This window comes from Nocardioides sp., assembly GCF_025964975.1.
Classification (GTDB): domain Bacteria; phylum Actinomycetota; class Actinomycetes; order Propionibacteriales; family Nocardioidaceae; genus Nocardioides.
Map to the genome: position 1 here is coordinate 1 of NZ_JAOPXV010000161.1, position 11,171 is coordinate 11,171.

General features: G+C 67.7%; 9 protein-coding genes and 1 pseudogene. 8 read left to right on the top strand and 2 right to left on the bottom strand.

Features of this window, described 5'->3' with window-relative positions; all coding sequences use genetic code 11:
* From JWN68_RS12300 to JWN68_RS12335, 8 genes are all read left to right on the top strand, one after another.
* The coding region (locus tag JWN68_RS12300; protein WP_297739208.1) for a His/Gly/Thr/Pro-type tRNA ligase C-terminal domain-containing protein at positions 1 to 269 on the top strand (269 nt) is incomplete at its 5' end.
* Complete coding sequence (aspS, locus tag JWN68_RS12305; protein ID WP_297739211.1) at positions 266 to 2,053, top strand: aspartate--tRNA ligase; 1,788 nt, start codon at positions 266 to 268, stop codon at positions 2,051 to 2,053. The genes JWN68_RS12300 and aspS, both read left to right, overlap by 4 nt.
* 171 nt (positions 2,054 to 2,224) lie before the next feature.
* Positions 2,225 to 3,241 carry an ABC transporter permease gene (locus JWN68_RS12310; protein WP_297739214.1) on the top strand — a complete coding sequence of 339 codons (1,017 nt, stop codon included), beginning with the start codon at positions 2,225 to 2,227 and terminating at the stop codon, positions 3,239 to 3,241.
* Between the two features lie 76 nt (positions 3,242 to 3,317).
* Positions 3,318 to 5,081, top strand: coding sequence for an ABC transporter substrate-binding protein (locus tag JWN68_RS12315; RefSeq protein WP_297739217.1), 1,764 nt, complete (start codon positions 3,318 to 3,320; stop codon positions 5,079 to 5,081).
* Positions 5,082 to 5,245: 164 nt separating this feature from the next.
* Positions 5,246 to 6,256 carry an ABC transporter permease gene (locus tag JWN68_RS12320; RefSeq protein WP_297739220.1) on the top strand — a complete coding sequence of 337 codons (1,011 nt, stop codon included), beginning with the start codon at positions 5,246 to 5,248 and terminating at the stop codon, positions 6,254 to 6,256.
* On the top strand, positions 6,253 to 7,362 hold the full coding sequence (locus tag JWN68_RS12325; RefSeq protein WP_297739223.1) for an ABC transporter ATP-binding protein: 1,110 nt from the start codon (positions 6,253 to 6,255) through the stop codon (positions 7,360 to 7,362). Before JWN68_RS12320 ends, JWN68_RS12325 begins: the two co-directional genes overlap by 4 nt.
* A complete protein-coding gene (locus JWN68_RS12330; protein ID WP_297739226.1) occupies positions 7,359 to 8,687 on the top strand; it encodes a dipeptide ABC transporter ATP-binding protein in 1,329 nt (442 codons plus the stop codon). Before JWN68_RS12325 ends, JWN68_RS12330 begins: the two co-directional genes overlap by 4 nt.
* 42 nt (positions 8,688 to 8,729) lie before the next feature.
* Positions 8,730 to 10,076 (top strand): replication-associated recombination protein A, encoded by a 1,347-nt coding sequence (locus tag JWN68_RS12335; protein WP_297739229.1) that lies wholly within the window; start codon positions 8,730 to 8,732, stop codon positions 10,074 to 10,076.
* Between the two features lie 110 nt (positions 10,077 to 10,186).
* Here JWN68_RS12335 and JWN68_RS12340 read toward each other — a convergent pair whose 3' ends face one another.
* Positions 10,187 to 10,579 (bottom strand): HIT domain-containing protein, encoded by a 393-nt coding sequence (locus JWN68_RS12340; RefSeq protein WP_297739232.1) that lies wholly within the window; start codon positions 10,577 to 10,579, stop codon positions 10,187 to 10,189.
* 148 nt (positions 10,580 to 10,727) lie between these two features.
* Positions 10,728 to 11,171, bottom strand: a pseudogene (locus JWN68_RS12345) (hypothetical protein); the annotation flags it as partial.

Below are 11,171 nucleotides of genomic sequence, written 5' to 3' on the forward strand. Positions count from 1 at the left end.
CCGTGGCGACCGCCCTGCGGGCACGCGACGTGCCCTGCGAGGTCGCCCCGAGCCCGCAGAAGTTCGGCAAGCAGATCCGCTTCGCCGAGCGGCGGGGCATCCCCTTCGTCTGGTTCGTCCAGACCGGCCCGGACGGCGAGGTCACCCACCAGGTCAAGGACATCCGCTCCGGCGAGCAGGTCGAGGCCGACCCCGCCACGTGGACGCCACCCGCCGCCGACCTGCGGCCCACCATCGTCACCAGCCCCACCACCGAGGAGAACCAGTGATCCGCACCCATGACGCCGGCGCCCTGCGCGCCGAGCACGTCGGCCAGACCATCACGCTCGCCGGGTGGGTGGCGCGGCGTCGAGACCACGGGGGAGTGGCGTTCCTGGACCTCCGCGAGGCCAGCGGCGTGGTGCAGGTGGTGGTCCGCGACCCCGACGTGGCCGGCGAGCTCCGGTCGGAGTACTGCCTCCGGGTCACGGGCGAGGTCGTGGCCCGCAAGGCCGGCAACGAGAACCCCAACCTCGCCACCGGCGAGATCGAGGTCGTCGCCACCTCGGTCGAGGTGCTCTCCGCAAGCGCCCCGCTGCCCTTCCCGATCGACGACGCCGGCACCGCCAAGGGCGGCGACGTGGGGGAGGAGGCCCGTCTCAAGCACCGCTACCTCGACCTGCGGCGCAGCGGCCCCAACAACGCACTCCGCCTGCGCAGCAAGGTCAACAAGGCCGCCCGCGACGTCCTCGACCGCCATGACTTCGTGGAGATCGAGACGCCCACGCTGACCCGCAGCACGCCGGAGGGTGCGCGCGACTTCCTGGTGCCGGCGCGGCTGCAGCCCGGCAGCTGGTACGCCCTGCCGCAGAGCCCGCAGCTGTTCAAGCAGCTGCTGATGGTCGGCGGGATGGAGCGCTACTTCCAGATCGCCCGGTGCTATCGCGACGAGGACTTCCGCGCGGACCGCCAGCCGGAGTTCACCCAGCTCGACATCGAGATGAGCTTCGTCGAGCAGGACGACGTGCTGAGCCTGGCCGAGGAGATCCTGGTCGCGCTGTGGAAGCTGATCGGACACGAGGTGCCGACCCCGCTGCCGCGGATGACGTACGCCGAAGCGATGGCCCGCTTCGGCAGCGACAAGCCAGACCTCCGGATGGGCCAGGAGCTCGTCGAGTGCACCGACTACTTCAAGGACACCACCTTCCGGGTCTTCCAAGCCGACTACGTCGGCGCCGTGGTGATGCCGGGCGGCGCGGGCCAGCCCCGCAAGCAGCTCGACGCGTGGCAGGAGTGGGCTAAGCAGCGCGGCGCGAAGGGTCTGGCCTACGTCCTGGTGACCGAGGACGGCGAGCTGGGTGGGCCGGTCGCGAAGAACCTCACCGACACCGAGAAGGCGGGCCTCGCCGCCCACGTGGGCGCCGAGCCCGGAGACTGCATCTTCTTCGCCGCCGGTGCGGTCAAGAGCAGCCGTGCACTGCTGGGGGCCGCGCGCCTCGAGATCGGTCGACGAGGCGGTCTGATCGACGAGAGTGCCTGGAGCTTCCTGTGGGTCGTGGACGCGCCCCTCTTCGAGCCCGCTGGTGACGCCACCGCGGCGGGGGACGTGGCCGTCGGCAGCGGCGCCTGGACGGCCGTGCACCACGCCTTCACCTCGCCCAAGGACCTCGACTCGTTCGACGCCGATCCCGGCGGCTCGCTGGCCTGGGCCTACGACATCGTCTGCAACGGCAACGAGATCGGCGGTGGGTCCATCCGGATCCACCGTGAGGACATCCAGAAGCGCGTGTTCGCCGTGATGGGCCTGGCCGAGGCAGAGGCCCAGGAGAAGTTCGGCTTCCTGCTCGACGCGTTCAAGTACGGCGCACCGCCGCACGGCGGCATCGCCTTCGGCTGGGACCGCATCGTCGCGCTGCTGGCCGGCACCGACTCCATCCGCGACGTGATCGCCTTCCCGAAGTCCGGCGGCGGTCTCGACCCGCTCACCGCTGCACCCGCGCCGATCTCGCCCGAACAGCGCAAGGAAGCCGGTGTCGACGCCAAGCCGTCGGAGGACTTGTCGCCGGAGGGCTGAGACGTCAGCAGATCTTCGGTGGTGGACGGAGCGGTTGTCGTGTCCGGATCGTTACGCGCCGGTGATCGTTCGCGCGGTCCGCGTCACATAGAGTCCCGAATCGGCGCTGAGGATCCACGGGCCCAGACGCACCACGCACCACTGACCAGCACCCGGCCAGATAGGGAGAGCATGTCGCAGCCGACTGCACCGGAGGCATTGGGATCGTTGACCGACGAGACCCCGATCGACCCGAACAGCAAGAAGGCCAAGGCCATCACCGGCCGCTCACCGATGCAGATCGCTCTGGGTCGGTTGCTGCGCGACAAGATCGCTGTCATCTGCGCGATCGTCATCTTGTTCTTCATCATCGTCGCGGTGTTCGCGCCGCTGATCAACAAGATGCTCGGCGTCAACACCGACACCGTGTTCCCGAGCCAGTACCTCGACATGCTCGGTGGCGGCATGCCCCTCGAGGGGCCGCCGAACAACGGCTTCGACCCGGACCACCCGTTCGGCATCGCGCCGCAGACCGCGGACGACAACCTCGCCTACTGGGTTGAAGGATGTCGCACCTCGCTGACGATCGCAGCCCTGGCCACGCTCTTCGCCTCGGTGCTGGGCATCGTGATCGGGCTGCTCGCAGGCTTTCTCGGCGGCATGGTCGACAAGGTGCTCTCCTTCTTCATCGACCTGTTCCTGACGGTGCCGTTCCTGCTGGCGGCGCTGACCCTCGCCCCGATCCTCAACGAGCGGTTCAACACCGCCGACAGCTACGTCACGATCCAGAAGTTCTCGTTGATCGGCGTGCTGGCGGTCTTCGGCTGGATGGGGATGGCGCGCCTCATCCGCGGCGAGGTCCTGTCGCTGCGCGAGCGGGAGTTCGTCCAGGCGGCCCGGGTCCTCGGCATGCCGACCTCACGGGTCCTCATCAAGGAGCTCATGCCCAACCTCGCCGCCCCGATCATCATCAGCGTCTCGCTGATGCTGCCGGCGTTCGTCGCGGCCGAGGCCGGCCTCGCGTTCCTCGGCATCGGTGTCACCAGTGGCGCCTCCTGGGGCCAGACGATCGCCAAGGCAGTCAAGTACTTCGAGCAGTACTCCCTCTACCTGTGGGAGCCGCTCATCGGCGTCGTCCTGCTCGTCCTCTCCCTCAACCTCCTCGGCGACGCCATTCGCGACGCCCTGGACCCCAAGACTCGTCGCTGATCGACCGAGAAGCGACCGAGACGTTGCCGCAGCACCTGCCGACGGCACGTACACAGAATAAGAAAGGCTGGGACACATGAAGCGGAACAAGCCGCTCGCGCTCGTCGCCGGTGCCGCTCTCATCACTCTCGCCGCCTGTGGTGGCGGCAACGGTGATGACACAGAAGGCACAGGCACAGGCACAGACAAGAAGTTCGGGGCACAGGAGGGTGGCACCAAGGACGAGACCCTCCAGGGTCCCGCCGAGGAGCTCGAAGGCGCCACCGAGGGCGGCACCGTCACGGTGTACGTCGCTGGTGACCCCGGCCCCAACTCGCTTGACCCGACCGATGGCTGGTCAGTCCTCGGCAACTCGATCCAGCAGGCGCTGACCCACCGCTCGCTGACGCAGTACAAGCGCGGCGAGGACGGTCAGCCCGTCCTGGTTCCCGACCTCGCGGTCGACCTGGGCCAGCCCAACGAGGACTACACCGAGTGGACGTTCACGATTCGTGACGACGCGACGTGGGAGGACGGCAAGCCCGTCACGGCCGAAGAGGTGGCCTGGGGCATCCAGCGCTCGCTCGACGCCGAGACGTTCCCCGCCGGCCCCGGTGCTGAGTACTCCAAGGGTTACTTCGCCGGCGGCGCGGACTACGCCGGTCCCTACACGGACAAGGGCAAGGCCTACGACGCGATCAGCTTCGACGGCCAGGACGTGACCATCAAGATGGAGAAGCCCTTCCCGGACATGGACTACTGGGGCGCCTTCATGGCGATGGGCCCGGCGCCGCTCGGCAAGGCTTCGCAGCCGCCGAACTACGGCACCGACCCGCTGTCCAACGGTCCCTACAAGATCGAGAAGTGGACGCCGTCCGAGGAGCTCATCCTCACCAAGAACGACCAGTGGATCGCCGAGAGCGACCCGGCTCGTCACCAGTACGTCGACGAGTGGATCTTCAAGTTCGACCAGGACCAGGCGAAGGTCGACCAGATCATGCTGTCGGGCAACTCCGACTCGCAGACCGCGATCGCCACGTCCATCGGTTCGGACAAGTACGAGCAGGCCAACTCCGAACTCGGTGAGCGTCTCGTTCAGCAGACCTCGCAGTGTGTCTCGACGCTGACGCCGGACTACAGCAAGATCACCGACATCAACGTCCGCAAGGCACTGGCGTACGCCTACCCCTACCAGGACGTGTGGCTGGCCGGCGGCGAGGTTCCGGGCGTGACCCGCGTTCCCGCCAACTCCATCATGCCTCCCGGCATGGCGGGCAAGGTCGAGGACTTCCAGCCGGACGGTGAGCAGATCACCTACAACCCGGAGAAGGCCAAGGAGCTCCTCGCCGAGGCTGGCGAAGAGGGCTACCAGATCACGATGATCTTCTACGAGGTCGACCCGCTGGCCGTTGCCGTCCAGAAGCAGATCACCAAGGGCTTCGAGTCGGCCGGCTTCAAGGTCAAGGCGATCCCGGTCCAGGTCTCGCCGTACGACATCTGGCTGAACCCGGACGACAAGGTCAACAAGACCCTCAACCTGCGTGGCGTCAACTGGTGCTCGGACTGGCCGGCTGGCTCCACCATGCTCCCGCCGCTCCTGAGCAGCGACGGTGTCTACAACACCGCCGGGTTCAACGAGGAGGCGATCGACCAGGAGATGGAAGACATCGCCGCCATGCCTCTCGAGGACCAGGCTGACGCCTGGGGCGCGCTGGACGCAAAGATCATGGAAGAGTACTTCCCGATCATCCCCACCGCGTTCCGCAACGACCTGTTCGTCTTCGGTGAGAAGATCGGCAACCCGAGCGGCGACGCCGCACTGGGTGCGCCGAACTACAAGGACTTCTACGTGATGCAGTGACCCTCTACCGTGAGTAGTCACGGTAAGCGTCACTTCTAGTAGCAAGCTCTGAGCACCACAGCTTCACCTGTCGGGTGGGGGCTCCCGGATCGGGAGCCCCCACTCGCCAGCCCGGGGGTCCATCACCCTCCATAACCCTCCACCCATCTCTGGGAGAGACTGCGATGTTCGCGTATATCGTCAAGCGGCTGATCTCGGGCTTCCTCGTCGTGACCCTCGTGTCCATGGCGGTCTTCGCCCTGTTCTGGTACGGCCCGTCCAGCCCCGCGAAGCCCATCTGCGATCGCGAGCAGGGAGTCCGCTGCATCCCGGAGCGACTCGTGGCCTACGAGAAGAGTCTGGGCTACGACAACCCGATCTACACCGAGTACGGCAAGTTCGTGAAAGGCATCTTCGTCGGCCGCGAGATCGCGTTCCGTACCGACGTCTACCAGTGCGACGCGCCCTGCCTGGGTCTTTCCTACAACACGAAGCAGCCCGTCACCCACGAGCTCGTGAGTCGTCTGCCCGCGACGATCTCGGTCGCTGTCGGTGGCGCCTTCCTCTATCTCCTGCTGGGCGTGCCCATCGGCGTCGCCGCCGCTCGACGGCGGGGCTCGGTGGCCGACAAGGCGCTCGTCTCCAGCTTCCTGTTCCTCAGCTCCATTCCCTATTACCTGTTCGCGCTGCTGACCTGGCTCTACCTCACCGTCCTGTGGGAGGCCCCGGTCGTCTCCGACGTCGGTTACTTCTCGCCGTTCTCCGACGGCCCGCTGAAGTGGTTCGGGGGACTGTTCCTGGCCTGGGTCGCGCTCGGCATCTTCGGCTGCACCCAGTACACGCGTTACACGCGAGGTGCCATGGTCGAGGCGCTGAGCGAGGACTACATCCGCACCGCGAAGGCCAAGGGACTGCCAGCACGCACCGTCGTCTACCGTCACGGCCTTCGCGCCGCGCTGGTGCCCGTCGTGACCATCTTCGGCATCGACTTCGGCTCCCTGCTCGCCGGCACCATCTTCACCGAGCGCATCTTCGAGATCCAGGGCATCGGATACTGGAGCCTCCAGGCGGTGGGCAACAAGGACCTGCCCGTCGTGGCAGCCACCACACTGTTCTCCGCGGTGATGCTCATCTTCAGCAACTTGATCGTCGACGTCGTCTACAGCTTTCTCGACCCCAGGGTGAGGCTTTCGTGACCAGCACCGTTCCCAGCTCAACTCCCGGCTCCGACTCCACCATCGGTCGTACCGAGGGTCCGATCCTCGTGGTGGAGGACCTCACGGTCACCTTCCCCACCGAGGACGGGCCCGTCTCGGCGGTGCAAGGGCTGAGCTATTCCGTCGAGATGGGCAAGACCCTCGGCATCGTCGGCGAGTCGGGCTCGGGCAAGTCGGTGTCCAGCATGGCCGTCCTCGGCCTGCACGACGCCAAGTCGAGCCAGATCACCGGCTCGATCCGCATCGACGGCACCGAGGTGGTGGGGCTCTCGGAGAACCGCTTCCGCAAGCTTCGCGGCAACACGGTCTCGATGATCTTCCAGGACGCACTCGCGGCCCTGCACCCGTTCTACAAGATCGGTGCACAGCTGGCGGAGGCCTACCAGGTCCACCACCCCAACGCGAGTGATCGCGATGCCCGGCGCAAGGCCATCGAGATGCTGGACCGCGTCGGCATCCCTCAGCCCGACAGCCGGGTCGACGACTTCCCGCACCAGTTCTCCGGCGGGATGCGGCAGCGTGCGATGATCGCGATGGGCCTGATCAACGACCCGTCCCTGCTCATCGCCGACGAGCCCACCACCGCCCTGGACGTGACGGTGCAGGCGCAGATCCTCGATCTCCTGCAGGACCTCCAGCGCGAGTTCAACTCCGCGGTCATCATCATCACCCACGACCTCGGGGTCATCGCCGAGATGGCCGACGACGTGCTGGTCATGTACGCCGGCCGCTGCGTGGAGTACGGCACCACCAAGGAGATCCTCACGCACCCGGAGATGCCCTACACCTGGGGCCTCCTGTCGAGCATCCCCGACATCTCCGCCAGCACCGACGCGCGGCTGATCCCGATCCCGGGCAACCCGCCCAGCCTGTTCAGCCCGCCGACGGGCTGCGCCTTCCACCCGCGCTGCGGGTTCAAGGACAAGGTGCCCGGACGCCTCTGCTACGACAAGATGCCCGAGCTGGCAACTGGTTCGGGCCGCGTGGAGCACCTCAAGCGCTGTCACCTGGCCAACCCCGACGCGATCTACCGGGCCGAAGTCCTGCCCGAGATCGCTCCCGACCTGGTCGAGGAGATCCGATGACCCAGGACCCCAACGCTGAAGCACAGATCGCCCCCAGCGAGGTGGGCGCCAACGCCGCCGACACCGGCGAACGCCAGACCACTGGACCGGTCGACGGCGCTGTCGGTGTCCAGGAGGACGGCTACAGCGACCACGAGGTTGCCGTCGCCAGCAACTTCGAGGGTCACACCGCGTCGAGGCTGGACCCCGACGCCGAGCCGGTGCTCGAGGTCGAGAACCTCAAGATGTACTTCCCGGTGAAGTCGTCGGGCCTGCTGCGCCGCACCATCGGCCACGTGCAGGCCGTCGACGGCATCTCGTTCCAGGTTCCTCGCGGCGGCTCGCTTGGCCTCGTGGGCGAGTCCGGCTGCGGTAAGTCCACCACCGGTCGCCTGATCACCCGGCTCTACGACCCCACCGGCGGCTCGATGATGTTCGAGGGCAAGGACCTCGCACAGATCTCCCAGCGGGAGATGAAGCCCTACCGTCGCGACGTCCAGATGATCTTCCAGGACCCCTACACCTCGCTGAACCCTCGCCACACCGTGGGCGCCATCGTCGGCGCGCCGCTGTCGGTGCACAAGATCGTCCCGAAGAACAAGATCCTGGGTCGGGTCCAGGAGCTCCTCGAGGTCGTGGGCCTCAACCCGGAGCACTACAACCGTTATCCCAACGAGTTCTCCGGCGGCCAGCGTCAGCGCATCGGTATCGCCCGCGCCCTGACGCTCAACCCGAAGCTGCTCGTGGCCGACGAACCCGTCTCGGCGCTCGACGTCTCCATCCAGGCCCAGGTCGTCAACCTCCTGCAGGACCTGCAGAAGGAGTTCGACATCGCCTTCCTCTTCATCGCGCACGACCTGGCGATCGTGAGGCACTTCTGCCCCGAGGTGGCGGTGATGTATCTCGGCAAGATCGTCGAGATCGCCGATCGGGAGACGCTCTACTCCCACTCGCACCACCCCTACACCCAGGCACTGATCTCGGCCGTCCCGGACGTGAAGCAGGCGGCGATCGGCGGTCGTCGCGAGCGCATCCGTCTCGAGGGCGATGTCCCGAGCCCGATCAACCCGCCGTCGGGCTGCCGGTTCCGCACCCGGTGCTCCTATGCGCAGGAGATCTGTGCACGGGTCGAGCCGCCGCTGCTGCAGATCGGCTGGCGGCACAAGGTCGCCTGTCACTTCGCCGGTGAGCTGGGTGCGCACCCGGCGACCCCGGTGACGACCGAGCTGCTCGGCGTCGATGACCAGGGCACCCCGACAGGCACGGCCGCCACCCCGCTGATGACGGGACCGGGCTACGAGCCGGAGTGGTACGACCTCAAGACCAAGCAGCTGACCTCGGCCTGAGTGGACTCCCTCTTCGACATACCCGAACATGCGGGGACGGGCGTGCCCGTCTCCGCTGTCGGCAAGGGATCACTGGGCGCCAACACGCACGCCTCGGCACCGCTCGCGGTTCGAATGCGGCCTCGTACCCTCGACGAGCTCGTCGGACAGGGGCAGCTGCGGGCGGCGGGATCGCCGCTTCGGCAGCTGATCGAGGGCGACCAATCGATGTCGTTGCTGTTGTGGGGGCCTCCCGGCACCGGCAAGACGACGATCGCCTCGATCGTCAGCCAGCAGACCAAGAGGCGGTTCGTCGAGGTCTCGGCAGTGGCCGCCGGGGTCAAGGAGGTACGCGCGGCCATCGATGCCGCCCGCTCCGAGCTCGCGCGCGGAGGGAGCGAGACGGTGCTGTTCGTCGACGAGGTGCATCGGTTCACCAAGGCCCAGCAGGACGCGCTCCTGCCGGGGGTGGAGAACCGGTGGGTCACCCTCGTCGCGGCTACCACGGAGAACCCGTTCTTCTCGGTCATCTCCCCGCTCCTCTCCCGCAGCCTGCTGCTCCGGCTCGAGTCGCTCACCGACGACGACATCGTCGCCGTCGTGGAGCAGGCCCTCGTCGACGAGCGTGGACTCGCAGGTGGCTTCGAGATCGACGAGGACGCGCAGGCCCACCTCGTCCGGTTGGCAGGCGGTGACGCCCGGCGCGTGCTGACGTATCTCGAGGCGGCTGCCGGAGCGGCCCGCTCCCAGGACAGCACGCTGATCGACCTCGCGACGGCCGAGACGGCCGTCGACCAGGCGGCCGTGCGCTACGACCGCCAGGGCGACCAGCACTACGACGTGATCAGCGCCTTCATCAAGTCGGTGCGCGGCTCGGACGTCGATGCCGCGTTGCACTACCTCGCGCGGATGATGGAGGCGGGCGAGGACCCCCGCTTCATCGCCCGCCGCCTGGTGATCCTCGCCAGCGAGGACGTCGGGCTCGCCGACCCCACCGCCCTCACGACCGCGGTGGCCGCTGCGCAGGCCGTCCAGCTGATCGGCATGCCGGAGGCGCGGCTCAACCTCGCGCAGGCCACCATCGCGCTGGCCATCGCGCCGAAGTCGAACGCCGTCATCCTGGCGATCGATGCCGCCAGCGCCGATGTCCGGGCGGGGAAGATCGGCAACGTCCCGCCCCACCTGCGTGACGGGCACTACGCCGGGGCGGAGAAGCTGGGGCACAACAAGGGCGCTCCGAAGCCCTATGTCTACAGCCACGACGAGCCCTTCGCTATCGCCGAGCAGCAGTACGCACCCGACGTGGTCGAGGATGCTGCCTACTACCGGCCGACATCGCTGGGTGCCGAGGCGGCGATCAAAGACCGTTGGGAACGGGTCCGCCAAATCATCCGCGGACGAACGAGGTAGCCGTGTGGGTGAGGTCCTGTCATTCGCCACCTGGACCCACTTCGGGGATGGCGGTCACTACCAGTGGGCGCGGGTCCGCCGGTCAGCTGCGTGACGTGACCGCTACGGCCTCATTCTGCGACTGCGTCATCGGTCGAGGCGGGCTCGGAGGGGGAGGAGAGGCGCGGGCCGGAGTGGATGTGGACGCGTAGGTGCTGCGAGTCCTGGTAGTTCCCCAGGTTGCTCATGACAGGTTGGGCTCCGCGCTCCTCCTCCACGCCTCGAGCCAGCGTCTGGGCGACCCGGAGCACCGCCGCGACGTCGTCCTCGTCGAGCGCGGAGGCGCGAGTCAGCGACGCGATGTGCCGCTTCGGGATGACCACGAGGTGCAGCTCCCACTTCGGCTTGGTGTGGTGGAAGGCGAGGACCCGATCGTCCTCGTGCACGATGTCGAGCTCGTCCGGATGCGCGAGCGCGACATCGCAGTAGAAGTCGTCCCCGACGTACTCAGCGCCGTTGTGCACGACTGGCCTCCTGGGTAGGTGCTTCGCCTCCCAAGCACCATAGGGCCTGCAGGGCGTCTGTAGCCCGTGTCCTCGACGATTCTCCCTCGCCAAACGTCCGAGGGGCCCGGCATCCGTGGATGCCGGGCCCTCCTTCGTGCCTCGTGAGTCAGCGCTGGTCGCGGTCGGCGGGGGTCCCGCCGGCGGCCAGATCGGGGTCCACGTCGACGACGACGACCTCCTCGGTGACGGGCGCCGGCGGAGTCGTCACCTCGACCGACTCCACGTCGGTGTCCTCGGAGGAGCTGCTCCGTGCGTGCGCCACGGCAGCAGCGCCGGCAACGGCAGCCACGCCCGCCGCGACGGCCTTGCCGGAGATCCCGGCCTTGCCGCTGTCGCCCTGCGAGGACGCTGCCGCCTCCACGCCGGGGGTGCTCGCCTGGCCCTCGACCTCGCCACGCCAGCCACCGGTCTCCATGCTGCGGGACTCGATGAACGTCTTGAACTTCTCCACGTCCGACTGTGCCTGACGCTCGATGATGTGGAGCGCGTCGCCGGCCTTCTCGACCAGGCCCTCCGGCTCGTACTCGAGCTCGAGGGTCACCAGGGTCCT

What these genes read in the sequence shown, in the direction of transcription:
- JWN68_RS12315 (WP_297739217.1), top strand. Translation starts at nt 3,318, where the DNA reads ATGAAGCGGAACAAGCCGCTCGCGCTCGTCGCCGGTGCCGCTCTCATC.
- JWN68_RS12320 (WP_297739220.1), top strand. Translation starts at nt 5,246, where the DNA reads ATGTTCGCGTATATCGTCAAGCGGCTGATCTCGGGCTTCCTCGTCGTG.
- JWN68_RS12310 (WP_297739214.1), top strand. Translation starts at nt 2,225, where the DNA reads ATGTCGCAGCCGACTGCACCGGAGGCATTGGGATCGTTGACCGACGAG.
- JWN68_RS12330 (WP_297739226.1), top strand. Translation starts at nt 7,359, where the DNA reads ATGACCCAGGACCCCAACGCTGAAGCACAGATCGCCCCCAGCGAGGTG.